This window comes from Cupriavidus sp. GW822-FHT06G04 (assembly GCF_058799075.1).
The window spans coordinates 337,714-364,380 of record NZ_JBXALD010000004.1 but is presented as its reverse complement, the minus strand read 5'-3'; the positions used below and the strand labels follow the sequence as shown (position 1 = coordinate 364,380).

The following is a 26,667-nucleotide window of genomic DNA, read 5'->3' as shown; positions in this document are numbered from 1 at the left end:
CTGGACACTCGCTTTAGCAGGAGAGGCGATGGTCAGCGATCGTAGCGATCCGGTACGGCGTCGACATCAAGCGCGCTGATATCGATCATTCGGGAGCGCAGATCTAAAAATTGTTGACAATTATTTGGATATGCAAGCACCATTGTCAACAAAACCGACCACGGTTTTTGACAACTGCGGGTATTTACCGAGTTGTCACCAGGATGGGTCTGGCGCATTGTCGCCACGCACCAATCCAGCGCCGGGATGCGTTGAAACACGTACCGAGCGGGCACTATTTCCCACGAATGGTGCTAGTGAAGGCAGCGGCGCCCCTCACAACCCACACTCCAAAGGAAGAACAGGATGGGACGCTTGACCACTCACGTTCTCGATACTGCCGCGGGCACTCCCGGTGCCGGCATGTCGGTTTCCCTTCATAAAATTGTCGACAATCGGCGCGAGACGCTGAAGTCGATCAAGACCAACCACGACGGCCGTGCCGATCAGCCCTTGCTGGAGGGCGCAGACCTGGCGCCGGGCGTGTACGAGCTTGATTTTGGTGCTGGCGACTATTTCCGTGCCCAGGGCGTCAAGTTGCCCGAGCCGGCGTTTCTCGACGTGGTCACGCTGCGCTTCGGCATTGCCGATACCGCCGCGCACTACCACGTGCCGCTGCTGGTGTCGCCGTGGTCGTACTCGACCTACCGCGGCAGCTGATCGAGGCGGACGGGAACAAGGAGACAAGTCATGGAAGGCTACATTCTCGACTGGGCCAATATGCTGTTGCGTTGGCTGCACGTCATCACCGCCATCGCGTGGATCGGATCGTCGTTCTATTTCGTCTGGCTCGACAACAGCCTGACGCGCCCCAACGCCAGCGACCTGAAGGAAAAGGGCGTCGATGGTGAACTCTGGGCCGTACACGGCGGCGGCTTCTACAACCCTCAGAAATATCTCACCGCGCCAAAGACGCTGCCGGAGAACCTGCACTGGTTCTACTGGGAGTCGTATTCGACGTGGATGAGCGGCTTTGCGCTGCTCGTGGTGCTGTACCTGTTCAACGCCAGCACGTTCCTGATCGACAAGAACGTATATGACATGTCGCCCGGCGCGGCGGTTGGCTTTGCGGTGTCGTACCTGGTGATCGGCTGGGTGGTGTACGACTCGATCTGCCGCTTCTTCGGCAAGAGCGATCGCACCGTTGGCATTCTGGTGGCGTTGTACGTGGCGGTGGCCGCCTTCGTGGCGTGCCATGTGTTCTCGGGCCGCGCGGCATTCCTGCTGACCGGTGCGATGATCGCCACGATCATGAGCGCCAACGTGCTGTTCTGGATCATCCCGGGTCAGCGCAAGGTGGTGGTGGCACTGAAAGCGGGCCAGCCGGTGGATCCGATCCACGGCAAGCGCGGCAAGCAGCGCAGCGTTCATAACACGTACTTCACGCTGCCGGTGCTGTTTGCGATGCTGTCGAACCACTACAGCATGACCTACGCGGCCAAGAACAACTGGGCCGTGCTGATCATGCTGATGCTGGCCGGCGTGCTGATTCGCCAGTTTTTCATTCTCAAACACAAGGGCAAGATCAATTTCGCCTGGCCGGCGGCCGGCGTGGCCTGTCTGGGTCTGGTGGCTTTCATGATCGCGCCGCAGCCGCGCCAGCAGGTGGCGAGCAACGGTGGCGACGCCGCCGCCAACGCGGTGAGCTTCGTGAAGGTGCAGGAAATCATCAACACGCGTTGCGTGCAGTGCCATGCCGAGCAGCCGAAGATGATGCCGACCGCCGCCAAGGGCATCAAGCTCGATACCGTCGACGGTATCAAGGCGCATGCGCAACTGATCTACCAGCAGGCCGTGCAGCAGAAGGCAATGCCGCTGGGCAACGTCACGCAGATCACGGACGACGAGCGCGCGTTGCTGGGCCAATGGTTCGAGGGCGGCGCAAAGACCGCCAACTGATTCTGACCGAGCATCGGTGATCGACGGTCCGGAGGCTGCCATTGCGGCAGCCGGCAGTTCCGGACTGGCGAGGGTTTGAACGGGGCTTCGCGCCCCGTTTTTTTATGCGCGGCGTTTCATCAGCCGTGCCAGGCGCCCTTGACCCAGGCCCAGCCGCCGCCGCCTTCGTAACGCCAGACCCAATGGCCGGGCACCCAATAAGCGTGCGGGGCAGGCGCCACCGTGACTTGCTCGACGATGACGGCCGGCATCGGGGGCACTGGCTGCTGCACCCACTTGCCATGCACCCAGAGCCAGTCATTGCCGGCCCACTTCCAGTGTCCGGGCACCCAATTCCAGCCATAGCCCGGTGGCGCACCACGGTCCTCGTGGACGGGCGGCGGCATGTTTCGCACCATCTGTGCGGGATGCTGCGCGGGCGGCGGCTGGCGCACCACGACGCGCTCGGTCACGCAGCCGGTCAGGGCCGTGGCGCATGCCACGACCATCAGCACCGGACGCCAGGCAGGCAGCAGGCGGGCCAGTCCGTTGTTTTTCTTTGGCTTTGACATCTGTTCCTCGTTGTGGGGATGGTCCGAACGGGTCGGATGCTTCCTCTAACGAGGCATGGGTGCCGGCGGCACACAGGCAGTTGTAAGGCTCTGTTACGCCGTGCAAAGGCCTGTGCGCCGAGGGTGGTGCCGCCCGTACCGAAATCAGCCGCCGACGTTGAACAGCGCCAGGAGGCCTAGCACCAGGAAGATCGCCGCCGCAATCTTGTGGACCAGTGCGATCGGCATCTTGTTGGCGAAGCGGTCGCCCAGCAATACCGCCGGTGCGTTGGCCAGCATCATGCCGAACGTGGTTCCTGCCACCACGGCGATTACCTCGCCATGGAAGCGTGCGGCCAGCGCCACGGTGGCGATCTGCGTCTTGTCGCCCATCTCGGCAAAGAAGAACGCCACGATCGTGGTGCCCAGGATGCCGAGCGCGCCTTTGACGGGTTTGGCTTCTTCGGCGTCGTCGAGCTTGTCGGGAATCAGCATCCAGCCGGCCATCGCGATAAAGCCCAGGCCGAGTATCCAGCGCAGCAGGTTTGCGCCCAGCACGCCGGTAATCCAGCCGCCCAGCGCGCCGGCAAAGCCGTGGTTGACCAGCGTCGCAATCAGGATGCCAAGAATGATCGGAATGGGTTTTCGGTAGCGCGCGGCCAGTACCAGCGACAGCAATTGCGTCTTGTCGCCCATTTCAGCGAGCGCGACGATACCTGTGGAGACGAGGAACGATTCCATTATTGTTGGTGAAATATCCGGGCCGCAAATGCATCTCGCGAGATGCCAATGACGCACACCTTTCCCGGCCCGGCCAGAAAGGTATGGTCATCGGTCTCGCCAGGCGCTGGACACAAGGTCCCCGTGCTGCGCACGCCATAACCGCTTGCCGAGGTGGCATTTGGTCAAGTCTGTTGACGTACGCCCCTGTCTTCCGGGTGCCGCATTGCGCGGCGCGGTGAGATCAGGGCGGCTACTCCCCAATGGAAGGCGCAATTCTAACGGGCGCGGCAGCCAAAGTCCACCGCGCCCGTTGTTGTATTGCAATCACTGCAACACGATCGTCAGACAGGTACCGGAGCGTTTTCGCTGGTCTGCCGACCGCGGAAATCGGTCCAGCACAGCGCCTTGAAATCGTAGAGTTTGCAGCGGCGCGCTGTCTGGAAATACCAGCGCCACGAAAAATTCTCGATGATGATGCGTCCCGGTAGCGCGTGCTCAAGCATGGCCTGGGCGCGCTTCAGGCGGTAAAGCGGCACGCTCATGTCGACGTGGTGCGCGGTGTGTTCCATGATGTGGTGCAGCGCCGCGCCGATACCCATGCCGAAGCGCAGATGCACGGTGGTCGAGACGAACGGCTGTGCTTTGGCCCACATCGGCTTGGTGTCGTACCACGCGACGCTCGTATGCGTGTGGTGAACATAGAGCACAAAGCCGACCGTGGCATTCCACACCAGGAACGGCACGACGAACCCGGTGCCGATCATCAACGCGACCGACTGCCCGGTGGCAACCGCCACCCACGCAAGTGCGCCGATCCACAGCGCGCCAAACGCGGCCACCAGCGCGCAGTCCCACATGAAGATCGGGCGGCGCGTGCTCATTTGGCGCTTGCTGGGGAAGAACAGCTTGAGCCACCAGATTTCGATCAGGTAGTACAGGCCGGCGCCCAGTCCATTGCGATAGATGCGCTCCATCACGCGGCGATAACGCGGCAGCGCGCGGAATTCCTCGAGCGAGTACGGAGCCCAGACGAAATCGAAGCCCTTGAGATTGGTGTAGCCGTGATGCACGACGTTGTGGCCCACTTCCCACAGGCTGTACGGCGTGAGCGACGGCAGGAAGGTGAGCCGGCCCAGCCACTTGTTCAGTCCGCGACGGGCGGTAAGGCTCTGGTGGCAGGCGTCGTGGCCGATGATGAACAGCCGCGCGATGATCAGCCCGGCAAGCACGCCAAGCCCGAGCTTGGCCCACCAGTCCGCAGCCAGTATCAGGCCGGCCAGCAGCGCGGCGAACAGTGAGTAGTCGAAGGCGAACAGCATCAGCGCGCGCGGCGTGCTGCGGCTGCCCAGCGGTATCAGCCAGCTGCGGATGGTCTTGCGGTTGGGGAAGGGCGCGTCCGGCGCGATGGGCTCGGGTAGCGCGGTATGGTTGGCAGGATGCGGGCGCCGGGGGGCGCAGGAAACGTCGGCCGGGGCGCGCGCCTCGGCCGGCGAGAGTGAGTCAGAGCGGGCAGTCATCAATGGTCCAGCGAGTTCGTAATTCCGTCCGCGCCCATTTGAGAGGGCGCACGAATGCCAAAGGCTAGAGCGGTTTGATGACGATTGTGTTGATTTTGGTCAACGCCACGCGCTGACGAAGGCTAATCCGCGACCGCGTCATGCGCGCCGAAGTCAGCACATTCCCACGGGCTATCAGGCGCTTGCCACTGCCTGCGCGGCCTCGCCCATGACGTACACGCTGTCGATGACGCGGTCATCGCCAAGCAATGCAAAAGCGAACAGCTGCTCCTCGAGCGTTTCTGAGCGCGCGCTGCGCCGCGCGATCAACGGCGTGGCCTGCGGATCGAGCACGATGAAATCGGCCTCGCGACCCACTTCGAAGCTGCCGATGCGGTCCTGCCAGCCAAGCGCCTCGGCGGCCGCGCGCGTCGCCAGGTAAAACATGCGCAGCGCGGTCAGGTGATAGCCGCCCATGCGTGCCACCTTGTGCGCCGCGTTCATGGTGCGGAACATCGAGAACGAGGTGCCGCCGCCGACGTCGGTGGCCAGCGTCACGTTCAGCCGATTCGCATCGGACTGGTGGAAATCGTAAAAACCGCTGCCGAGGAACAGATTCGACGTGGGGCAGTGCGCCACCGCCGCGCCGCTATCGGCCAGCCGCCGGCGGTCGCCATCGTCCAGATAGATCGCGTGCCCATAGAACGCGCCTGGACGCAGCAGCCCGTAGCGATCGTAGACATCGAGATAGCTGCGCGCATCGGGGAACAGTTCGGCCACCCATTTCACTTCGTCGCGATTTTCGGCCACGTGCGTCTGCACGAAGACGTCCGTGTGTGCGCGCGCCAATTCGCCGCAGGCGGCCAGTTGCGCTTCAGTCGAAGTCGGCGCGAAACGCGGGGTGATGGCATAGGCGAGGCGATCCTTGCCGTGCCATTTCGAGATCAGGTCGGCCGAATCGCGGGCGCCGGACTCCGGCGTATCGCGCAGGAAGTCCGGGCAGTTGCGGTCCATCAGCACCTTGCCGGTAATCATCCGCATGTTGCGCGCCTGGCTGGCCGCAAAGAGCGCATCGGCCGAGGTCGCGTGCACGGTGCTCCAGACCATGGCGGTCGTGGTGCCGTTGCGCAGCAGTTCATCGGTAAAGAAATCGGCAACGCCACGCGCGTAGTGTGCGTCGCTGAAACGGCGTTCTTCCGGGAACGTGTAGGTGTCCAGCCAGTGCAACAGGCCCGGCGAAGGCGACGCAATGATATCGGTCTGCGGATAGTGGATGTGCGTGTCGATAAAGCCGGGCACGATCAGCTTGCCGCGATGATCGACCACCTCGGCGCCGACGGGGATGTCGCGCGACCGGTCTTCATACGGGCCGACCGCCGCGATACGGCCAGCCGTGACGATCATGAGCCCGTCTTCCCAATACTGATAGGCGTCCTCGTGAAACTGCGGATCGCGCAGGAAGTGGAGGATGCGGCCACGGATGGCACGGGTCACGGCACCTTTCGTGCCAGTTGCGGGGGAAGTCGTCATCGTCTTGTCTCGGGACGGCCGGCGCCTCGACCGCGCCGATGTGGCAGCGGCCGTGGCAACCGGCGTTCTTGGTTTGTACCCGGTCAGGTCGTGGCGGTCACGTTGGCCGTCGCGGGCGGTGATGAGGGCGTGGCCGACCAGAAATGGTCGACTTCGGCCAGGAATTCGGCCTTCTGCACATCGGGCAAAAAGGCCGCCTCGAAACTGTTGCGGGCCAGTTTGTGCGCGTCGGCCGCATCGAGCGGCAGCGCTTCGAACGATGCCTCCCAGTTGGCGTTCATATAGCCGCCGAAATACGCGGGATCGTCCGAATGGAGCGTCACCGCGACGCCGGCGTCGAGCAGCCGCTTCATCGGGTGATCGCGCAGGTCCGGATGCACCATCAGCTTCTGGTTGGAAAGCGGACACACGGTCAGTGCGATCCGCTCGCGCGCCAGGCGCTGCACCAGCGCCTCGTCGTCGATCGCACGCACGCCATGGTCGATGCGTTCGACCTGCAGGATATCGAGCGCATCGGCGATGTATTGCGGCGGTCCTTCCTCACCGGCATGCGCGACGAGATGCAATCCCAGTTCGCGGGCCCGGGCAAACACGCGCGCGAATTTCTCGGGCGGGTTACCGCGCTCGGACGAATCGAGACCGACGCCGACGAAGCGGTCGCGATACGGCAACGCCGCTTCCAGCGTGGCGAAGGCATCTTCTTCGGACAAATGACGCAGGAAGCAGAGAATCATGCTGCTGCTGAAATCGTATTCGGTGCGCGCCTGGGCCAGCGCATCGGCAATGCCGTCGATCACCGTGCCGATCGGCACGCCGCGCGCGGTGTGGGTTTGCGGATCGAAGAAGATCTCGGCGTGGCGGACGTTATCGGCGGCGGCGCGCTTGACGTAGTCCATCGTCATGTCGAAGAAATCTTCTTCGGTCAGCAGCACGCTGGCGCCGGCGTAATAGATGTCCAGGAACGACTGCAGGTCGGTGAAGGCATAGGCGGCGCGCAGCGCCTCTACGTCGGGGTAGGCCAGCTTGACGTTGTTGCGCTGGGCCAGCCGGAAGATGCGCTCGGGTTCGAGCGTGCCTTCGATATGCACGTGCAATTCGGCCTTGGGAGTACGGCGGATCTTGTCCGCCAGCGCGGCATCGATGGTCATGGGGCCTCTTTTCTATGGCGACAGCCGGATCACGGCTGTTCTGTTACGGATGCACCGTCTCCAGCCGGCCTGCGTTCAGCGCGGCAATGCGCTGTTCGCGAACCTGAAGCAACTGGGCGACGATGGCTACCGCAATCATAGCCGGAGCCTTGTCCGTGATGCCCGAGACACCCATCGGGCAGGTCATTTCGGGCAACCGTGCCGGGTCGATGCCGTGCTCGACCATCCGGTGCTCGAATTTGGCGCGCTTGGTTTTCGAGCCGATCAGACCGAAGTATGCAAAATCGGTGCGCCGCAAGATGCGCTCGCACAGCTGCTGATCAAGCGCGTGGCTGTGCGTCATGGCAATAAAGTAAGCGCCCGCTGGCGCCTGATCGACCACCGCCTCGGGCGTGTCGGTCGCCTCGGCCTCTACGTTGTCGGGCAGGTTGCCCGGGAACAGCGTGTCGCGCTCGTCGACCCAGTGCACGCGGCACGGCAGCGTCGCCAGCACCTTGACCAGCGCATGGCCGACGTGCCCGGCGCCGAACAGCACGACGTGCATCCGGTCGGGTACGAGCGTATCGATCCATGTGTCGTCGGCCTGCAGCGCCACCGCGGGCAGCAGCGCGGCGCTGGGTCCGAACGTGACGCTTGCGCTGCGCGGCACCGCGCGCTGCAGGGGCCGGCCGGCCGCAAACGCGGCAATTACTGCATCCAGCCAAGCCAGGTCGTCCTCGCCTAGCACTTCGAACGCCAGCTTCACCACGCCGCCGCAGCACTGGCCCAGCGTCGGGCCCAGGGCAATGCGCTCGATACGCCGCCGGGGGTTGCCCCGCACGTCGCGATTGGCGAGCATCGCCCGTGCGATGTCCATGCCGCGCCATTCGAGGTGGCCGCCGCCGATCGTGCCGACCAGGTCGCTTGCGGTGACCAGCATGCGGATGCCCGGCTCGCGCGGCGCGGAGCCCTTGACCTCGACGATGGTGACCATCGCAACGGGCACGCCGGCACGTATCCAGCGCGCGGCATCCTCGAAACGGAACGGCTTGAGCGGGGCGTCCTGCATGGTGGTTCTCTCTGGCGTCAAACGATGGCGGCTTCGGCCGCCGCGCTGTCAGCCCGCGCGTCCTGCACGGCCTGCACCGCATCGAGGATGGCCTCGCATGTGGCCGGCGCGCGCAGTGGCGGGTTGATCTCGTAGTCGGCCACGGCGGCGATTGCATCGCGGATGGCAAAGAACACCGAGAACGGCAGCAGCAGCGGCGGCTCGCCGACGGCCTTGGAGCGATGGATGCTGTCCTCGACGTTGCGATTCTGGAAAAGCCGCACGTTGAACGCTTCCGGGCAGTCGTTGATCGCCGGGATCTTGTAAGTCGACGGCGCGTGCGTCATCAGCTTGCCTTGCTGGTTCCACCACAGTTCCTCGGTGGTCAGCCAGCCCATGCCCTGGATGAACGCGCCTTCCACCTGGCCGATATCGATGGCTGGATTGAGCGACTTGCCCGCATCGTGCAGCGCATCGGCGCGCAGCAGTTTCCATTCGCCAGTCAGCGTATCGACGATCACTTCCGAGCAGGCCGCGCCGTAAGCGAAGTAATAGAACGGACGTCCCTGCAGCGCCTTCTGGTCCCAGTGCAGCTTGGGCGTGGTGTAGAAACCGTCGGACCACAATTGCACGCGGGCCACGTAGGCCTCGCGCGCCAGGTCGCCGAACGACAGGCGCAACTCGCCCGCCACGACGAGGTCATCGCCAAATCGCACCGCGTCTGGTTCCACGCCGGCCTTGCGCGCGGCAAAGGCGGCCAGGCGTTCGCGGATCTGGCGCGCTGCGTCCTGCGCGGCCTTGCCGTTCAAATCGGCGCCGGTCGAGGCCGCCGTGGCCGAGGTATTGGCCACCTTGCTGGTGTCGGTGGCGGTCACGCGCACGCGCTCCATGCGGATGCCGAGCTCGTGCGCCACCACCATCGCCACCTTGGTGTTAAGGCCCTGGCCCATTTCGGTGCCGCCGTGGTTCACCAGTACCGAGCCGTCGTTGTAGACGTGCACCAGCGCGCCTGCCTGGTTGTAATGCGCGACGTTGAACGAGATGCCGAACTTGACCGGCGTGATGGCGATGCCCTTCTTGAGGATCGGGCTTGTCTCGTTGAATGCGCGCGTGGCGTCGCGGCGCGCCTTGTACTCGGACGATGCCGCCAGTTCGTCGATCAACTCGTGGATCACGTTGTCTTCCACGGTTTGGCCGTACGGCGTGACGTTGCGTTCGTTCTTGCCATAGAAGTTGGCGCGGCGCACTTCGAGCGAATCCTTGCCGACGTTGCGCGCCACGTTGTCGAGGATGTACTCGATCGCGAACGCGCCCTGCGGACCGCCAAAGCCGCGGAAGGCCGTATTGCTTTGCGTATTTGTCTTGCCGCAGTAGCCGTCGATCTGCACATTCGGCAGCCAGTACGCGTTGTCGAAGTGGCAGATCGCGCGCGTCATCACCGGGCCGGACAGGTCAGCCGAAAAGCCGGCGCGCGACACCATCTCCACGCGCACGCCTTCGATGTGGCCTGCGTCGTCGTGACCCACGTCGAAATCGAACACGAAGTCGTGGCGCTTGCCGGTGATCATCATGTCGTCGTCGCGGTCCGGCCGCAGCTTCACTGGGCACAGCAGCTTCCAGGCGGCCAGCGACGCGCAGCACGCAAACATTGCCGACTGCGATTCCTTGCCGCCAAAGCCGCCGCCCATGCGCCGGCATTCCACCAGCACCTGATGCGCCTGCCAGCCCAGCATATGGGCCACGGCGTGCTGCATTTCGGTGGGATGCTGGGTCGAGCACCAGACGTGCATGCCGTCGTTCTCGCGCGGCGCCGCGTAGGCGATCTGGCCTTCGAGGTAGAACTGTTCCTGTCCGCCAAGCTGGATCTTGCCGCTGTGACGATGCGCGGCGGCGTGCAAATGGCGCTCGGGTTCGCCGCGCGTCAGGTGCATCGGCGGCAGCACGTAGCTGCCGGCTGCGTGCGCGGCCTCGGGCGTCAGCACGGGCGGCAGGTCTTCGTATTCGATATCGGCCAGACGCGCGGCGCGGCGCGCGGCGTCGTGCGAAGAAGCCACCACGATGAAGATCGGCTGGCCGATGAACTGGACCGTGTCGCGGGCCAGGATCGGGTCGTCGTGGATGATCGGACCGCAGTCGTTGACGCCGGGAATGTCGGCGGCGGTCAGCACGGACACCACGCCGGGCGCCTTGCGCACGCGCGCCAGGTCGATCGATTTCAGGCGCGCATGGGCCCGGGCGCTCATGCCGAGCGCCGCGTGCAGCGTGCCGGCCAGTTCGGGGATATCGTCCGTATAGGTGGCGGTGCCGGCCACATGCAGGTGCGCGGATTCGTGCGGACGCGAGATGCCGACCTGCGGCGATGCTTCCGCCGCCACGCTGGCGTCGAGCAGGAAGGGTTCGGTTTGCTTGTTCATGCGGGCTCTCCTCAGGCGCTCACGGTTTCACCGGCGCCGATGGCGCGGACGTTGACCATGGCGGCCGGCAGCGCGTTGTCGCGGGTTTCCAACCAGAAGCGATACAGCAGGTTGGCGGCGCCGCGCGCGCGATAACTCGACGTGGCGCGCATGTCGCTCAGCGGCGTGTAGTCCTGGCCCAGTGCGGCCATGCCGGCGCGCGCGGTGGCTTCGTTCCACGGTTGTCCGGTCAGCGCGGCCTCGGTCAGCGCGGCGCGCTTCGGCGTGGCCGCCATGCCCCCGAACGCGATGCGCGCCGACGTCACGATGCCGTCTTCGACGGTGATGCCGAATGCAGCGCACACGGCGGAAATGTCCTCGTCGAAGCGTTTCGACAGCTTGTAGGTGCGGAAGAATCGCGGCCCTTGCACGGGCACACGCAGCGCGGCGACAAATTCGCCCGGCGCCATCGCGGTCTTCTGGTAGGCCAAGTAGAGATCTTCCAGCGGCATCGTGCGGCGCACGTCAGCGTGTTGCAGCACCACCTCGGCGCCCAGCGCGATCAGGGCCGGCATCGAGTCGCCGATCGGCGAACCGTTGGCCACGTTGCCGCCCAGCGTGCCGGCATTGCGGATCGGCAGCGAGGCAAAGCGCTTCCACAGCTCGGTCAGTTCCGGGTGCGAGGCGGCCAGCGCGGCGTAGGCGTTTTCGAGCGTGACAGCGGCGCCAATCTCGATGAAGCCGTCGCGCGTGGCGATCGTGTTGAGTGCCTCGACCTGGCCGACATACAGCAGGTTGCCGAGCTCGCGGAACTGCTTGGTGACCCACAGGCCGATGTCGGTGCTGCCGGCCAGGATGCGGATTTCCGGCTCGGCAGCCTTGATGGCGGCGAATTCGGCGGTCGTGCGCGGGGCGTAGAAATGCTGGCCGCGCACGTTGTAGTGGAACGTTTCGCCGCGCTTGAGGTTGCGCAGCGTGTCGGCAATTTCCTTCGGGTTCATGCGGCTGGCGGTGGGCGCGGGCAGAGCCATCATGCGCTGCCCCGCGTCGACGATGGGGCGATAGCCGGTGCAGCGGCACAGGTTGCCGGTCAGCGCATTGCAGATCTGCTCGCGCGCCGGCGGCTCGCCGCCGGGCGTGTGCTGCTGGTACAGCGCCCACAGCGACATCACGAAGCCCGGCGTGCAGAAGCCGCATTGCGAGCCATGGCATTCGACCATCGCTTCCTGTACCGGATGCAGTGTGCCGTCGGCCTGCCGCAGGTCCTCCACGGTGATCAGGGCCTTTCCATCGAGCGTGGGCAGGAACTGGATGCAGGCGTTGACGGCCTTGAATTCGAGCTTGCCGTCGGCCTGCAAGTCGCCAATCACGACGGTGCAGGCGCCGCAATCGCCCTCGGCGCAGCCTTCCTTGGTGCCGGTGCAGCGTACGTCTTCGCGCAGGTATTGCAGCACGGTGCGGGTGACAGGGGCGTCGGACACTTCCTGAACCTGGCCGCGATGGTAAAAGCGGATGGTTTGCGTCTCCATGATCTTCTCTCTTTCGGGGATGGCGCCAAACATAGCATTGGCCTTTTCATGCAATATTCGGCCCATGTGATATGCCCCATCAAGGCGCGCCGCGGGTCCTGCCGGGCGGCGGCCACCCCATGCCAGGGGCGGTCTGGCGGCGATCTACGGGTCTTCCCTTACGCCGCCTGCAGATGGGCGGCCGCGGCGCCGAATTTGACCGAATTGCGCGTGCCTGTCTTACACTATGCGCCGTTCCCTTCCCCCACGCCACCTACGCCGCCGACCAGGCGCGGGGCAATTCCTGCCATGCACGGACGCGATCATCTCGATACTTATTTGCTGCGCGTGCTTCACACCCTGCTGACCGAGCAGAGCGTGACGCGCACCGCTGTCCGCCTGGGGCAGTCGCAGCCGGCTATCAGCAATACGCTGAAACGGCTGCGCGAAATTACCGGCGACGCCATTCTGGTGCGCGGCAAAAGCGGCATGGTGCCCACCGAGCGCGGGCGCGAACTGCTGCTGCTGGCCGAACAAAGTCTGGCGGCGATGGACCGCATCGCGCGCCCGCCGCAACAGTTCGACCCGGCCACCACCACACGGACGTTCCATGTCGGCGCGCCCGATTACCTCGACGCGTTCTTCCTGCCCAACATCGTCGAGCGCGTGCGGCGTCTGGCGCCTGGCGCGAAGCTGTTCGTCCATCCGATGACGCAGTCCACCGATTTTCTCGATGCGCTCGAACAGGGGCATCTCGACATCGTGGTCGGCAACTGGCTGTCGCCGCCCGAGCATCTGCACATCTCGCCGCTGTTCGACGACGAGGTGGTGTGCATGCTGGGCGCCCAGCATCCGCTGGCGCGCCATGGGCTCACGCTGCGGCACTACCTGGAGATGCCGCACCTGGCGCCGGCCCCGTATGCGTCGATGCAGCGCAGCATGATCGACCAGGCGCTGGCCGAGCAGGGCTACAAGCGCAATATCCAGGTCACGCTGCCGTACTTCGGGCTGGTGCCCTATGTCCTGATGAAGACCGACATGGTCTTCACCACGGGCCGCCAGTTTGCCGCCCACTATGCGCAATACCTGCCGATCCGCATGGTGCCGTCGCCCGTGGCGTTTCCGCGCATGCGTTTTTACCAGTTATGGCATGAGCGCTGCCATGCGGCGCCCGATGTCACGTGGCTGCGCCGCATGATCGCCGAGGTGGCTTCCGATCTGCCGCAGTTGCCGCGTCTCGAATCGGCGACCGGGTAGGGCGGCCGCGCGAGGCGGCGCGCAATCTGCAAGCCACACCCCGGCGCGGGCACGGCGTCCGGCGCGCCGACTCGCCAGCTGGCGTTACACTCCTCGAACGTTCGAAGTGAAAACCATGCGAGGGTGTCATGCTGGAAACCGCCGCGCTGGCCGCCGGCATGTCCTGGGCCAGCGGTCTGCGCTTGTATCTGGCCGTGCTGACCGCCGGCGTGCTGGCGCGTCTGGGCTGGCTGGACTTGCCGGCCGGCCTGCATGTGCTGTCGTCGTGGTGGGTGATCGGCGTGGCCGGGGCGTTGGCGGCGGCCGAATTCGTGGCCGACAAGGTGCCCGGATTCGACACGGCCTGGGACAGCATTCAGACCTTTATCCGGATTCCTGCCGGCGCGATCCTGGCTGCCGCGGCATTCGGGCATATGGACGCCCAATGGACCGTGGCCGCCGGGCTGATCGGTGGCACGCTGGCCGGAACGGCGCACGCCGCCAAGGCGGGCACGCGCGCGCTGATCAATGTATCGCCTGAACCATTTTCGAACTGGACGGCCTCATTCACCGAGGACGTCGGCACGATGGGCGGGCTGTTGCTGGCATTTTTCCTGCCCGTGGTGTTCTTCGTCATGCTCGCCCTGTTCCTGGCGATTGCCATCTGGCTGGTGCCCAAGCTCTGGCGCGGCGTCCGGCGCCTGCATGCCAGCCTGCGTGGCAAGGCCCAGCCGCCCAGCCGTCCATGAATCCGTCAGCCTGACGCCCGACCGCTACCTCTGCTCCGATGTCGACTGCCTCCTCTCCCGTGGTACGTAACGTGAAATTTTCCGCATTCAGACAGGCGCTGCGCATGGCGCGGCGCGACTGGCTGGCGGGAGAACTGACGCTGTTGCTGTTTGCACTCGTGCTGGCGGTGGCGGCGCTGACAAGCGTCGGCTTCCTGGCCGATCGCATGCGCCTGGGCCTCGAGCGCGACGCGCGCCAGATGATCGCCGCCGACATGCTGCTGGTCGCCGATCAGCCGTTCGATCCGGCGTTCGCCGAGCGGGCCCGGCGCGATGGGCTGCAGGTGGCGCAGACCGTGACCTTTCCCAGCATGGCCACCGCGCGCGCGCCGGGCGCTGCCGCGCAGGCCGAAGCGCCGAGCCAACTGGCCGCGCTGAAGGCGGTGACCGACGGCTATCCGCTGCGTGGGCGCATCAAGGTGGCCGAATCTCCCGGCGGGGCGGAATCCGAAGCACGGACGATTCCCGCGCCCGGCACAGTGTGGGTGGACGAAGCGCTGTTGATCGCATTGCATCTGCGCATCGGCGATGGACTGCAACTCGGCAGCAAGACGTTCCGCATCGACCGGATCGTGACGCAGGAGCTGGATCGCGGCGCGGGGTTCATGAATTTCGCGCCTCGCGTGATGCTGCCAATGTCGGACCTCGAGGCCACCCGGCTGATCGGCTGGGGCAGCCGGGTGACGTACCGGCTGCTGGTGGCCGGGCCCGACGCCGCCACCGCCAACTATCGCCAGTGGGCGGCCGACGAGATCGCGCGGCGCCACCTGCGCAACACACGCGTGGAATCGCTCGAATCGGGCCAGCCGCAGATGCGCGCCACGCTGGACCGTGCCGAGCGCTTCCTGTCGCTCGTGGCGGTGCTGTCGTCGATGATCGCGGCGGTGGCGATCGCGATGTCGGCGCGCCGCTACATGCAGCGCCATACCGATGCGTGCGCGGTGTACAAGTGCCTCGGCCTGTCGCGTGGGCAGATTCTGGCGGCGTTCGCCATTGAATTCCTGATGCTCGGGCTGGGCGGCGCGGTGGTTGGCGTGGCGCTCGGTTATGCGGCGCACTATGGCTTGCTGATGTCGCTGGGCGGGCTGCTGCAGGTCTCGCTCCCGCATCCGTCGATCGTGCCGGCGCTGATCGGTGTGGCGGCGGGCATGCTGCTGCTCGGCGGCTTCGCCTTGCCGCCGTTGCTGGCGTTGACGCGCGTGGCGCCGCTGCGCGTGCTGCGGCGCGATATCGGCCTGCCGCCAATCTCGGCGTGGATCGCCTATGCGCTGGGCCTGGGCGCCTTCGTGGCCCTGTTGATGGCCGCCGCACGCGATCTCAAGTTGGGCGTGACGACGGCCGGCGGATTTGTGGCCGCCGGCATCGTGTTTGCGCTGCTGGCGTTGGGCCTGCTGATGGCGTTGTCGCGCGGCATGCGCGGTCGGGCGCGCGGCAGCGTGGGCTGGCGTTTTGCGCTGGCCGTGCTGGAACGGCGGCGCGGCGTGACGGTGCTGCAGACCGTGGCGCTTGCGGTGGGGCTGATGGCGCTGCTGTTGCTTGGCATGACGCGCAACGATCTGATCGATTCGTGGCGCAACGCCACGCCGGCCGACGCGCCCAATCGCTTCATCATCAATATCCAGCCCGACCAGCGCGAGCCGCTGCGCGCGATGCTGGAAAAGAACGGTGTCGACGACCTGCTTTTTCCCATGGTGCGCGGGCGCCTGATCCAGATCGGCGAGCGGCCGGTGCGGGCCGACAGCTACCCGGACGGGCGGGCGCGCAATCTGGTCGAGCGCGAGTTCAATCTTTCCTACATGGACAAGCTGCCGGATGGCAACGAGGTGGTGGCTGGCCGCTGGGATGGCGCGGGCGCCGGACTGGCTGGCGCATCGGTGGAGGAGGGTATTGCCAAGACGCTGCATATCAGCCTCGGCGACACCTTGCGGTTTGATGTCGCCGGGCAGATCGTCGAAGCTCCGGTCACCTCGCTGCGCAAGCTCGAGTGGGGATCGATGCGCGTGAATTTCTTCGTCATCCTGCCGACATCGAAGATGCAGGGACTTCCGGAGACTTACATCACCTCGTTTCATCTGCCGCCCGCCAAGGCCGCCCTCGGTAATCAGCTGACCGCGGCATTTCCCAATATCACCGTCGTCAATACGGACCTGATCCTGCGGCAGATCCAGCAAATTCTCGACCAGGTGATTGCGGCGGTTGAATTCCTGTTCATCTTCACGTTGCTGGCTGGCGTCACGGTGCTCTACGCGGCGTTGTCGGGCGCGCGCGACGAGCGCAAGCGCGATGCCGGGCTGCTGAAGGCGTTAGGAGCGCCTGCTGCGCTGGTGCGGCAGACCCAGTACGCGGAGTTCCTGGTGGTGGGTGGGCTTGCCGGCTTCCTGGCAAGCCTGGGCGCCATCGCGATCGGTTGGGGGCTGTCGCAGTTCGTGTTCGATTTCCCATACCGCTTCAACCCGTGGATCGTGCCGGTGGGTGTGGTTTCTGGCATGCTGTGCGCTTTTGCGGGCGGCTGGCTGGGATTGCGCGAAGTGTTGCGGCAACCGGCCCTGGCCACGCTGCGCGATGTGAATTGAGTGACAGTGCCATGAGCCATGAATCTGCGGATACCCCGCAAGACGACCAGCGGGAAGAGATCACCGCGTATGAATTGATCGGCGGCGAGAAGCGGGTGCGCGAACTGGTGGACCGCTTCTACGACCTGATGGATCTGGAAGCCGAGTTCGCCGGATTGCGCGCGCTGCATCCGCCGTCGCTCGACGGATCGCGCGACAAGCTGTTCTGGTTTCTATGCGGCTGGCTGGGCGGCCCGAATTACTTTATCGAGCGTTTCGGTCATCCGCGCCTGCGCGCGCGTCATCTGCCATTTGAGATCGGCACCAGCGAGCGCGACCAGTGGATGCGTTGCATGGCGCTGGCGATGCAGGACGTCGGGTTGTCCGAAGACCTGCAAATGCGGCTGATGCAGGCGTTGTTCCAAACCGCGGACTGGATGCGCAATGTCCAGCGCTAAGAGCACGCCCGAAGCCGCGCGCGCGGTGCTCGACTTCTGGTTTGGGACGCCCGGATCGCCCGCATGGAATGCGTCGCGCCGGGAATGGTTTACCAATTCCGACGCATTCGACGAGAACATCCGCGCGCGGTTTCTTTCGCTCTGGCAGGCCGCCTGCGATGGCGCGGCCGATGAGTGGTCCGTGACGGCGGAAGGCGCCTGCGCGCGCATCGTGCTGCTCGATCAGTTCCCGCGCAACATGTTTCGCGGCGACGCGCGCAGCTTTGCTACCGATGGGTTGGCTCTGGAGCTGGCGCAGCGCATGATTTTGCAAGGGCTCGATCATCAGCTGCCGACGCCATGGCATCGCGTGTTCTGCTATCTGCCATTCGAACATGCCGAATCGCTCGAGGCGCAGGAGATTTCCGTGCGCGAGACGCAAGCGCTGCGCGACGAGACCGGCGGCAAGGTGGATGTCGTCGAATGGGCCGTAAGGCACCGCGAGATCATTGCGCGCTTCGGCCGCTTTCCGCATCGCAACGCGGTACTGGGAAGACAGAGCAGCACCGAAGAGCTGCACTTCCTGAGCCAGCCGGGGTCGTCGTTCTGATCAGAGGTACTGGATGGTGAACGTCACCAGCCCGTCGATCGGAATCTGACCCGTTAGCGCGGGCAGGTCCTGTTTGCGATTGAGCGCCAGTTCCACCACGTAGGGCTGCGAGGTCACCGTAAAGCTGTCCGGCGTGCCGCCAACGGTTCTTGACCAGCCGTGGATCCGCGTCGGCGTGATCGAATTGGTTCTGCCATGCGACTCCACCCACGAGATGCCGTTGTCCTCCGAACTGATCACGTAGGCTGGCACCCCGTCCGCGGTGCCATCGGCGTTGTGATATACGAGATAGCCGCCGATATTGTGGCCGTCGACATTGCCTGCGCCGAACACCGAGGCGTCATCCTGATTCGCATACAGGAACTTGCCGATGCCGGCGGGAATGGTCCCCGGTCGCCCGTCCGAGGCGGAAATCGCTACCTTGGCCGCGGCATCGCAGGTGATATTCAGGGTGATGTCCCGCTTGCCGACCCGGGTGAAGCCGGTATCGCTGAGGCTGGCCGCCATGATGACGCCGAAGTCGACGATGCCGTTGTTCGAGATCGTCAGGTCGCAGGACGCGGGCAGCATATCGGCGCGCAAGCGAAAATCCGACGTGGTGGCGGCTGGCGCGCTTTGCATCGCTAAAACGGACGCGGTGACGAGCGCACCAAGGACAAGAGAAAACGGAAGACGCTTCAAGAGTGGCTCCAGCGTGGAAGGGAAGACGAGCATGCAAGTGTGCTTCACGAACACTCGATTGTGGTGTCTTGGCTGAATTGTCTGAATCGTAGAATGCTTGGAAGGTCCGCAGCGCACACGTCACATGCCGTCGGCCGGCCCGCCCACTGTGCTTATAATCCGAATCCTGCAGATACAAAGTCCGTCCGATACCCATGGAAGCCAAACCGCAAGCCGGTCCGCGCCGCACCAGAGACCGCATCCTGGATGTTTCGCTACGTCTGTTCAACGAACTTGGCGAGCCCAATGTCACGACCACGACGATTGCGGAAGCCATGGAGATCAGCCCTGGCAATCTGTACTACCACTTCCGCAACAAGGACGACATCATCAACTCCATCTTCGTGCGCTTCGAGCAGGAAATGGAGCGCCGGCTCAAGATGCCGGAGGACCATAAGGCCACGCTGGGAGAAAGCTGGGGCTATCTGCAGTACATGTCGGAGTTTCTTTGGAACTACCGCTTCCTTTATCGCGACATCAACGATCTGTTGGCGCGCAACCGGATGCTCGAAACCAACTTCAAGCGCATCGTCGAACAGAAGAAGCGCTTTGCGCTGGAAATCTGCCGGCAGTTCCAGGAAGACGGCGACATGGAAGCCACGCCGGAGCAGGTCGACGCCGTCTGCACCAACATCGTGGTGATTGCCACCTACTGGCTGTCGTTCCAGTTCGTGCAACATCCGCGGCAATATAACGATCCCGAGCAGATACGCGGTTATCTGCATGGGTCGAGCTATCACATTTTCTCGATCCTGGCGCCGTATCTGCGCGGCAAGGCACGCGAGGCATTCGACCAGCTCGCGCGCGAATATGCGACGCAAAAGGCCGAAGCCGAGGCCGCCAGGGCCGAAAAGGACAAGAGATGAAAGCGGTTTGCGTGTATTGCGGGTCGAGCCCCGGTGTTCGGCCCGAGTATGCCGAGGTGGCCAAGGTGCTCGGCAAGACCATGGCGGAACAGGGCCTCGCGCTGGTCTATGGCGGCGGCAAGGTCGGCCTGATGGGCATCGTGGCGGACAGCGTTCTGGCCCACGGCGGCATGGCCATCGGCATCATTCCCGATGCGTTGATGCAGAAGGAGGTGGGACATCGCGGCCTGACCGAACTGCACGTGGTGCGCAATATGCATGAGCGCAAGCAGATGATGGCCGACCGCGCCGATGCATTCATCGCCATGCCCGGTGGGGTGGGCACCTTCGAGGAACTGTTCGAGACTTTCACCTGGGCGCAGCTCGGCTATCACGACAAGCCTGTCGGATTGCTCAACGTGGCCGGCTTCTACGACGGCATGCTGGCTTTCCTGAGCCATGCCGTCAGCGAAGGTTTCCTGAAGCAGGTCCATGCCGATATGCTGCATGTTTCGAGTTCGCCGTCGGGTTTGCTCGGCAAACTGGCGGCCGCGCCGCGCGTGCGCGTCGACAAGTGGCAGGCGGCGCGCGAAAAGACCTGAATCGCCGAAGACCCACGACCGGCGGGACGGTTTCACGCCGTTGCGCTGCGGAGCCGTCGCCAGACCAGAACACACCCCAAGGCTGCACGCCAGCGCTTGGGGTGTTTGTTTTGCGGGCTAGCTCGCCAGCATCCCGATCCAGCGCACCACGTGCGGTCCGCCGATGGCGATCCATGTGCCGCCGCACAGGATCAGCGCCAGCATGACCGCCGCACTGCCAAAATCCTTCGCACGCTTCGACAGGCTGTGGCGTTCCAGCGAGATTCGGTCGATGGCCGCTTCGACACTCGAATTGAGCAGCTCCACGATCAGGACCAGCAGCAGCGTGCCCAGCAGCAACACGCGCTCGACCACCGACACCGGCAGGATGAATGCGCACGGCGTGAGGATGATCACCAGCGTCAGTTCCTGCCGGAAAGCGCTTTCTTCCAGCACGGCATAGCGCAGGCCCGACATCGAGTTGATGGCGGCATGCCATGCCCGCGTCAGGCCGCGGTTGCCTTTGTGGGGATTGTTGGCGATCGAATATTCCGATTCCACTTCAGCGGCCACCTGCGTGGTGGTCGGCCGGTGCAGCGACGGATCGGGCGGTAGCGTGGGATGGGGCTTGGCCATGATCGGGTGCGACGGGAGATGCCGGATTGTCGGATCCGCCCACTGTCGCCGACAGCGGACGCAGATGTTTGAGGAACTGCTCGGAGGCCGCGCGCCAAGAAAACTTCTCCGCGTGGGCGCGTGCCGTCGCGCGGTCGATGCGCAACGCCTCCAGACATGCCTCTCTCAGGTCATCATGCATGACGCCGGCCGGACTGTCACCCAGCACATCGATCGGCCCCGTTACCGGGTATGCCGCCACAGGCAGGCCGCTGGCCAGCGCTTCCAGCAATACCAGCCCGAAGGTGTCAGTCCGGCTTGGAAACACGAAGACATCTGCGGAAGCATACACCCTGGCCAATTCCGGTTGCTTCAGCACGCCGAGATAGTTGGCCGATGGGTAACGGGCCTTCAGCGCCGCCAGCGCCGGGCCATCGCCCACCACCCATTTCGATCCGGGCAGATCGAGCTGGAGAAACGCCTCGACGTTCTTTTCCACCGCCACACGTCCCACGTACAGAAAGATCGGATGCGCGGTGTTTAAAACGTTCGCTCGCTGCGCCGTGAACACGTCCAGGTCAACGCCGCGCGTCCACAGTACGCCGTTGGTAATGCCAAAGCGCTGCAGGTCGTCCAGTACCACCGGGGTCGGCGCCATGACCGCGCGCGCCGCGCCATGAAACCAACGCAAGAATCGATAGGTCCAGGCCAGCGGAATGCCAAAGCGCGCCTGTACATATTCCGGAAAGCGCGTGTGATAGGCCGTGGTGAAAGGCAGCTTGTGACGCAGCGCATAAGCGCGCGCGGCCAGCCCGAGCGGACCCTCCGTAGCAATATGCAAGGCATCGGGCTGGAACGCGTCGATGCGCCGACGAACCTTTGCCGAAGGCAGGATCGACAGGCGGATCTCGGGATAGGTGGGGCAGGGGATCGTGCGGAATTCCAGCGGGGTGAGCAGATTTACTTCGTGGCCCATGGCTTCGAGCTCTCGACGCGTGGATTTCAGCGTGCGCACTACGCCATTGACCTGCGGTTCCCACGCGTCGGTGACGATCAGGACTCTCATCGGAACTCCTTGCGGCGGCTGTGCCGTATGTGGTGAGGCGCCGCATCGCGCGCCTGCATGGCGGGCGCGCGATGCGGGGTGGGAATGGCGGTCAGGCGGCGACGTTGGCGGCGCGACGGCGGCGGCCGGCCGGAGCGGGCGGATCGAGCAGCGTGGTCCAGTAGACGATCTTCAGTTCGCCTTCCATGGTCTCGACCAGGGCGGACAGGCTTTCCACCCAGTCGCCGTCGTTGCAGTAGAGCTGTCCGTTCACGTCGCGGATTTCGGCCTTGTGGATGTGGCCGCAGACCACGCCGTCGCAGCCGCGGCGGCGCGCTTCGTCCACCATCGCGTGCTCGAACGAGTTGATGTAGCTGACGGCGTTCTTGACCTGATGCTTCAGGTATTGCGACAGCGACCAGTAGTCGAATCCAAGCCGCGCCCGCACGCGATTGAAGTGCCGGTTCACGGCCAGGATCATCGTGTACAGCGAGTCGCCGAGGTAGGCCAACCATTTGGCGTGCTGCACCACGCCGTCGAACAGGTCGCCGTGCACCACCCAGAGCCGCTTGCCCGTGGCGGTGACATGGACCGCGTCCTCACGCACGGTGATGTCGCCGAACGCCATGCCATCGAACTGGCGCGCCGCCTCGTCGTGATTGCCGGGCACGTAGATCACCTCGGTGCCCTTGCGCGCCTTGCGCAGCAGTTTCTGCACCACGTCGTTGTGGCTTTGCGGCCAGTACCAGCCACGGCGCAGTTGCCAGCCATCGATGATGTCGCCAACCAGATAAAGCACGTCGGATTCGTTGTGCTTGAGAAAGTCGAGCAGATACGTGGCCTGGCAACCGGGCGTGCCGAGATGGATGTCGGACAGCCAGATGGCGCGATAGCGGTGCGTGGGCGGTTCAGGCGAGGCGGGGAGCGTGGCGGGGTCGGCGGGCTCGCGCAGCGATGGAGGCGCGGCGGACCTTTCCGTCGGGGGCGGCATGAATGCGGCCAGTGCCGCGGACATCGAGAGCGTTGGGTCGGGCCTTCCACGCAGACGTTGCGTAACCCTGGTCAAACTTATGCGAGCAGATCGGATGGCTTGAACCATGACGGCCCCGGTATCGGCGATGGCAGCATTGGGCCAGCGCGTCATGACGAAGCCGTGACGGAAACATGAATGTCACATGAATGCTGAACTCCCGGTGAATCAGGGCGGCGCCACTGCGTCGCGCCGCGCCGCTTCGCGACGCAATATCGTCAGCGCGGCCAACGTTGCATCGATCGCGCGGCGGTGGCGCAGCAGGGACACATGGCCGATGCCATCCAGCGCGAGATGGTGGGCGCCGTCGAGCCAGGAGGTGCCGGGCGGGCCGGCAATGGAATCGTGCCAACTAAAGACCGACACGATGCGCGAGCGCATCGCCGGTGTTTCGGCGGCTGCCAGCGCCACCAGCCAGGGGCTCTGCCAGCGCATTTGCCGCGCGTTGTGACCGCTGCCGAAGCGCGCCAGCGCGCAGCCGTGGTGTGGGCTGCCCAGCGTGACGATGCCTGCGCAGGCGTCGAGATCGCCCGAACGGGCGGCCAGCACCTGCGCGGCGCGCGCGGCCAGCCCGCCCATGCTGTGGCAGACCAGCAGCGGAGCGCGGCCGCTGCGCGCCTTGATCGCGCGCATGCGTTGCAGCAGCTGCACTGCGTACTGGTCGATATTGCCGAGCACCGGCGTCAGGTCGATACCTTCGCAGCAGTAACCGGCCTCGGCCAGTGCGGGCGCCATGTCGAGCCAGATCGCATGGTTGCAGCCGTAGCCATGCACCAGAAGCACCGGCGGCGCATCGGGCAACGGGTGCGCCGGTGGGTTGAACGAAAGTCGCGAGTGGAAAGGCTGCAGCCAATTGAACATGCGAAAAACCGCGCGGTATTCGGCGAGAAAGCACGCCACCGCGGATCGCAGATCAAGCGATGACCGGCGCGCGATATCGCCCGGCATGTGGGACTGCATTGGGGCCGGGCCGTCAGCTCGCATGTCGGCGGGCGGGCGCTGCGCCATGGGGATGCCGAAGCCGCCGAGCGTGACGGCAAACGCGAGCGCCACGCTGGCGCCGAAAATCAGCAGAACCACCACGATGCCGCTGCCCAGCGCCAGCGGCCACGGCCAACCTGTCACGCTGCTCAGGCAGGCGGCCACCGCGCATGCGCTCGCAGCCTGCACCAACACGGCGGCCCGGCGCAGCGCGGCGGCCGTGAGGTTCATGGCTGCGGCTGGCGCAGATCCGTCAGGCGGGTGCCGGCCAGGCGATCATGGAGAAACTGCCGTCGCGGGTCCAGCCAGGCCAGCGAAATCCAGATCGCCAATCCGGCGGCCAGGGCACCGATGAACGGTCCCTTGGTCAGTCCCAGCGCATGGCCCACCGCGGCTGCCGGTGGCAGCCACAGCCACGCCAGCACGAAGCGTAAAACCGCCTGCGACCAACGCGGCGGCCTGCCGTGCGCATTCTCCAGACGGATGCGCCAGGTCTGCATGGCCAGCGTCTGGCCGTTTCGCTGCCAGAACCAGGCGAAATAGAAGCCCATCACGATGAACATCCACGCCTGGTCGATATAGGGACGGTCGATTCCCGCGCGCTGCAGCAGCGGCCGGACCGCGACATAGACCGCACTGGCCGCCATCAGCACGCCAAACAGCAGGACGCCTTCGTAGAGCATGCATAGCAGCCGACGGCGCAGCGGTGGCGTGCGCAGCGGCATTGTGGTGGATCGGGAGTCGGCGGCAGGAGTCGCGGCGGGCATGGCGCAAGGCGGTCAGGTGAAGCGGCCATTATGCCAAAGCGGCGACGGCAGGATGGCCGCTTCGGAGGGTGCGCCGATGTGGGTGGATGCTTTCGGCGCCGATGTCACCGGTGCGACGCCGCGAAACACCGGGCGCTTACTGACGCTGGGAATCGGTCTGGTTGAAATCGGTCGCGGCCTCGCCGTTGACCGGCGGCGACAGCGCCGGTGCCGGCGCAGGAGCCGGGGCGGCGGGGGGCGCAGCGACGGGCGCCGGGCTGGCAGCGGCCGCGCCACTGACGGTCTGCACGACCGGTGCCGATGCGGATATCGCCTCCGGCTCGCTGGCCGATTTCGTTTCCGGTCGACGAATTTGCCGGGCGGTGTCGGCCGGCGGGCGCTTGCCGGACGGCAAGGCGCTGACGGCTCCGGGGCGTCGCGGCACTTTTTCCGCCGCGGCCAGCTTCTTCTTCTGCTCTTCAGGCAACTGCTGGTATCGATCCCATGCCTCGGCCTTCTTCTCGGGCGGCAGCGTGCGCGTGATCTGATAATTCTCGCGGGCCAGACGGCGCTGCTGGGGTGTCATCTTGACCCAGTCGGCCATGCGTTCCTGCAGGCGCTTCTGTTCCTCGGGCTTCAGTTTCGGATACAGATCCGCAATGCGCTGCCACTTGCGTCGATTGAGTTCGGGGATGGTGTCCCAGAGCGGCCGCAGCGGCGCGAGCACCTGTTGATGCGTGGTCGACAGCTCGGACCATGTCGGATGCGCATTGAGCACCGGACGCGCTGCGGGCTGGCTGGCGGCATTGCCCTGCGCTTGCGCCGCACTGATCACAACATCGGCGCCCAGTGCAGCGACCGTCAGGCCGGCTGCGCAAAGACTGGCGAGCCGGCGACGGAAGGCGTCGGTACGGGAAGGTGCGCGTGCCATCTTATTGATCGCGATCGCGTTTCAGGAAAACGTGGAAGCCCTGATCGGCGTAGGCAGTCGGCGGCAGATCGTCGAGCAGCATCGCCGCATCGACGTCGGCCAGTTCCTCGACGCGCTGCTGCTGCTGCCAGTGGTAGATGCCAAGCAGGCCCGCGCCCAGCGCCACCAGCGTCCACACCAGCGCCAGCTTGCGCATCCATGCACCGGCCCGGTGCAGCGGCGAATCGTCGTCGTCGAAGGACAGGCTGTGCGAGACGCCCGGCAGCGCGAGCTGCGGCACGTGCGCGCGCGCCTCGGCCTTCTTGGCGGCCAAGGCCATGCGCCGCGCCGCCGCCAGGCGCGCGGCAATGTCTTGCGGCACCGCCTCCGCCGAGGCATCAAGTGCCAAGCGGATCTCGTGGGCGATGCGCCGTTCCTGGATATCTCGTTCGTTTCTGCTCATAGTCGGACTCCCCGCGCGCGCAAGGCCTGTGCCAGAGTGTGCGTTGCACGGGAACAGTGCGTCTTGACGCTGCCTTCCGAGCAACCCATCACCGCTGCGGTTTCGGCCACGTCCATATCCTCCCAGTAACGCATCAGGAAAGCCTCGCGTTGACGTGTCGGCAGACGTTGAATTTCCTGCTCGATGATGTTCATCACCTGGGACCGCTCGACCTTGTCGGCGCTGCTTTCGGCCGATTGCGACCCGGCCTGCGCCTCCAGCGTGTCGAGCAGGTCATTGTCGTCGCCGTCGCGTTCGTCGCGCAGGTTCGAAAACAGCGTGACCCAGGTGTTGCGGACCTTCTGGCGTCGGAACCAGTCGTGGATCGTGTTCTGCAGAATGCGCTGGAACAGCGGCGGCAACTCGGCGGCGCTCTTGTCGCCGTACTTTTCCGCCAGCTTGATCATGGCGTCCTGCACGATGTCGAGTGCGGCCTCGTCGTCACGAACGGCGAAAACCGCCTGTTTGAAGGCGCGGCGCTCGACACTGGCGAGAAAGTCGGAGAGTTCCTTGTCGGTGGCCATGCAGGCAGAAACAGCGGTTGGGCGCAAAGCCGGGCCGAATGTGCCGCGTAAGGCCTGCGGCGTTCGGGAAGTGTCTGCGATGCTAGCAAAAAATAGGTGACTTGGGCCACTGCTGTATTCAATTGCAGACATGGGGCGAAGAGCCGGAACGGCAAATGTGTCGTGTCAGCGCGCCGCGGTGGGGCGCCAAAGCAAAAAGTTCATTTACCGCGCTGGTGCGTTGCAGTATCATCGTCGGTTCACGACATCAGT

Annotated in this window: 27 protein-coding genes; 9 read left to right on the top strand and 18 right to left on the bottom strand. The window is 65.0% G+C overall.

Translation table 11 applies throughout. From position 1 onward, the window contains the following. Window positions 1-32 precede the first annotated feature (32 nt). A complete protein-coding gene (locus AC1RKI_RS12040; protein WP_150979354.1) occupies window positions 33-260 on the bottom strand; it encodes a hypothetical protein in 228 nt (75 codons plus the stop codon). 85 nt (window positions 261-345) lie between these two features. Between AC1RKI_RS12040 and uraH the strand changes: the two genes are divergently transcribed. Next, a complete protein-coding gene (uraH, locus tag AC1RKI_RS12035; protein ID WP_061958472.1) occupies window positions 346-699 on the top strand; it encodes a hydroxyisourate hydrolase in 354 nt (117 codons plus the stop codon). A 30-nt stretch (window positions 700-729) separates the two neighbouring features. Then, the gene (locus AC1RKI_RS12030) at window positions 730-1,938 is read left to right on the top strand and encodes a urate hydroxylase PuuD (protein WP_492795467.1); all 1,209 of its coding nucleotides are present in this window, start codon (window positions 730-732) and stop codon (window positions 1,936-1,938) included. A gap of 119 nt (window positions 1,939-2,057) precedes the next feature. On the opposite strand, the gene AC1RKI_RS12025 is transcribed toward AC1RKI_RS12030, so the two are convergent. The 8 genes from AC1RKI_RS12025 to xdhA form a co-directional block, all read right to left on the bottom strand. After that, window positions 2,058-2,489, bottom strand: a complete 432-nt coding sequence (locus AC1RKI_RS12025; protein WP_492795465.1) for a hypothetical protein — start codon at window positions 2,487-2,489, stop codon at window positions 2,058-2,060. A 144-nt stretch (window positions 2,490-2,633) separates the two neighbouring features. Continuing rightward, the gene (locus tag AC1RKI_RS12020) at window positions 2,634-3,209 is read right to left on the bottom strand and encodes a TMEM165/GDT1 family protein (protein WP_227459831.1); all 576 of its coding nucleotides are present in this window, start codon (window positions 3,207-3,209) and stop codon (window positions 2,634-2,636) included. Window positions 3,210-3,532: 323 nt separating this feature from the next. Beyond that, window positions 3,533-4,708, bottom strand: coding sequence for a fatty acid desaturase (locus AC1RKI_RS12015; protein WP_492795463.1), 1,176 nt, complete (start codon window positions 4,706-4,708; stop codon window positions 3,533-3,535). 174 nt (window positions 4,709-4,882) lie between these two features. Further along, a complete protein-coding gene (gene guaD, locus AC1RKI_RS12010) occupies window positions 4,883-6,217 on the bottom strand; it encodes a guanine deaminase (protein WP_061958467.1) in 1,335 nt (444 codons plus the stop codon). Window positions 6,218-6,300: 83 nt separating this feature from the next. Then, entirely contained in the window at window positions 6,301-7,365 is a 1,065-nt protein-coding gene (locus AC1RKI_RS12005) for an adenosine deaminase (protein ID WP_061958466.1), read from the bottom strand. Between the two features lie 43 nt (window positions 7,366-7,408). After that, a complete protein-coding gene (gene xdhC / locus AC1RKI_RS12000; protein WP_492795460.1) occupies window positions 7,409-8,413 on the bottom strand; it encodes a xanthine dehydrogenase accessory protein XdhC in 1,005 nt (334 codons plus the stop codon). Window positions 8,414-8,430: 17 nt separating this feature from the next. Beyond that, window positions 8,431-10,806 (bottom strand): xanthine dehydrogenase molybdopterin binding subunit, encoded by a 2,376-nt coding sequence (gene xdhB, locus AC1RKI_RS11995; RefSeq protein WP_492795459.1) that lies wholly within the window; start codon window positions 10,804-10,806, stop codon window positions 8,431-8,433. An 11-nt stretch (window positions 10,807-10,817) separates the two neighbouring features. After that, window positions 10,818-12,314, bottom strand: coding sequence for a xanthine dehydrogenase small subunit (gene xdhA, locus AC1RKI_RS11990; RefSeq protein ID WP_492795458.1), 1,497 nt, complete (start codon window positions 12,312-12,314; stop codon window positions 10,818-10,820). A 288-nt stretch (window positions 12,315-12,602) separates the two neighbouring features. On the opposite strand from xdhA, the gene AC1RKI_RS11985 reads away from it, so the two are divergent. The 5 genes from AC1RKI_RS11985 to AC1RKI_RS11965 all read left to right on the top strand — a co-directional run bounded on the left by AC1RKI_RS11985 (window position 12,603) and on the right by AC1RKI_RS11965 (window position 17,916). Continuing rightward, window positions 12,603-13,550, top strand: a complete 948-nt coding sequence (locus AC1RKI_RS11985) for a LysR substrate-binding domain-containing protein (RefSeq protein WP_150979347.1) — start codon at window positions 12,603-12,605, stop codon at window positions 13,548-13,550. Between the two features lie 128 nt (window positions 13,551-13,678). Then, entirely contained in the window at window positions 13,679-14,278 is a 600-nt protein-coding gene (locus tag AC1RKI_RS11980; protein WP_244786959.1) for a DUF4126 domain-containing protein, read from the top strand. Window positions 14,279-14,316: 38 nt separating this feature from the next. Continuing rightward, window positions 14,317-16,890 carry an ABC transporter permease gene (locus AC1RKI_RS11975; RefSeq protein WP_492795455.1) on the top strand — a complete coding sequence of 858 codons (2,574 nt, stop codon included), beginning with the start codon at window positions 14,317-14,319 and terminating at the stop codon, window positions 16,888-16,890. 11 nt (window positions 16,891-16,901) lie between these two features. Then, window positions 16,902-17,327, top strand: coding sequence for a group II truncated hemoglobin (locus AC1RKI_RS11970; protein ID WP_341247993.1), 426 nt, complete (start codon window positions 16,902-16,904; stop codon window positions 17,325-17,327). Continuing rightward, entirely contained in the window at window positions 17,314-17,916 is a 603-nt protein-coding gene (locus AC1RKI_RS11965) for a DUF924 family protein (protein WP_244786961.1), read from the top strand. Before AC1RKI_RS11970 ends, AC1RKI_RS11965 begins: the two co-directional genes overlap by 14 nt. Here the strand turns inward: AC1RKI_RS11965 and AC1RKI_RS11960 are convergent, their stop codons facing one another. Continuing rightward, window positions 17,917-18,651: a DUF1120 domain-containing protein gene (locus AC1RKI_RS11960; RefSeq protein WP_150979344.1), complete on the bottom strand. Its 735-nt coding sequence runs from the start codon at window positions 18,649-18,651 to the stop codon at window positions 17,917-17,919. A gap of 140 nt (window positions 18,652-18,791) precedes the next feature. Between AC1RKI_RS11960 and AC1RKI_RS11955 the strand changes: the two genes are divergently transcribed. Together AC1RKI_RS11955 and AC1RKI_RS11950 are read left to right on the top strand one after the other, a co-directional pair. After that, window positions 18,792-19,502, top strand: a complete 711-nt coding sequence (locus tag AC1RKI_RS11955; protein ID WP_150979343.1) for a TetR/AcrR family transcriptional regulator — start codon at window positions 18,792-18,794, stop codon at window positions 19,500-19,502. Beyond that, window positions 19,499-20,083, top strand: coding sequence for an LOG family protein (locus tag AC1RKI_RS11950; protein ID WP_150979342.1), 585 nt, complete (start codon window positions 19,499-19,501; stop codon window positions 20,081-20,083). Before AC1RKI_RS11955 ends, AC1RKI_RS11950 begins: the two co-directional genes overlap by 4 nt. Before the next feature lie 117 nt (window positions 20,084-20,200). On the opposite strand, the gene AC1RKI_RS11945 is transcribed toward AC1RKI_RS11950, so the two are convergent. From AC1RKI_RS11945 to AC1RKI_RS11910, 8 genes are all read right to left on the bottom strand, one after another. After that, the gene (locus tag AC1RKI_RS11945; protein ID WP_150979341.1) at window positions 20,201-20,698 is read right to left on the bottom strand and encodes a diacylglycerol kinase; all 498 of its coding nucleotides are present in this window, start codon (window positions 20,696-20,698) and stop codon (window positions 20,201-20,203) included. Beyond that, a complete protein-coding gene (locus AC1RKI_RS11940; protein ID WP_227459822.1) occupies window positions 20,625-21,743 on the bottom strand; it encodes a glycosyltransferase family 4 protein in 1,119 nt (372 codons plus the stop codon). The genes AC1RKI_RS11945 and AC1RKI_RS11940 overlap by 74 nt, the downstream gene beginning before the upstream one ends. A gap of 91 nt (window positions 21,744-21,834) precedes the next feature. Beyond that, a complete protein-coding gene (locus AC1RKI_RS11935) occupies window positions 21,835-22,821 on the bottom strand; it encodes a UDP-2,3-diacylglucosamine diphosphatase (RefSeq protein WP_061957849.1) in 987 nt (328 codons plus the stop codon). Between the two features lie 99 nt (window positions 22,822-22,920). Continuing rightward, complete coding sequence (locus AC1RKI_RS11930) at window positions 22,921-23,964, bottom strand: esterase/lipase family protein (RefSeq protein ID WP_492795451.1); 1,044 nt, start codon at window positions 23,962-23,964, stop codon at window positions 22,921-22,923. Beyond that, window positions 23,961-24,500: an RDD family protein gene (locus AC1RKI_RS11925; protein ID WP_061957796.1), complete on the bottom strand. Its 540-nt coding sequence runs from the start codon at window positions 24,498-24,500 to the stop codon at window positions 23,961-23,963. Before AC1RKI_RS11925 ends, AC1RKI_RS11930 begins: the two co-directional genes overlap by 4 nt. Before the next feature lie 136 nt (window positions 24,501-24,636). After that, complete coding sequence (locus AC1RKI_RS11920) at window positions 24,637-25,410, bottom strand: DUF3106 domain-containing protein (RefSeq protein WP_061957797.1); 774 nt, start codon at window positions 25,408-25,410, stop codon at window positions 24,637-24,639. Window position 25,411: 1 nt separating this feature from the next. Beyond that, window positions 25,412-25,852 carry a DUF3619 family protein gene (locus tag AC1RKI_RS11915; protein WP_227459819.1) on the bottom strand — a complete coding sequence of 147 codons (441 nt, stop codon included), beginning with the start codon at window positions 25,850-25,852 and terminating at the stop codon, window positions 25,412-25,414. Further along, window positions 25,849-26,415 carry an RNA polymerase sigma factor gene (locus AC1RKI_RS11910; protein WP_061957799.1) on the bottom strand — a complete coding sequence of 189 codons (567 nt, stop codon included), beginning with the start codon at window positions 26,413-26,415 and terminating at the stop codon, window positions 25,849-25,851. The genes AC1RKI_RS11915 and AC1RKI_RS11910 overlap by 4 nt, the downstream gene beginning before the upstream one ends. Window positions 26,416-26,667: the final 252 nt, after the last annotated feature.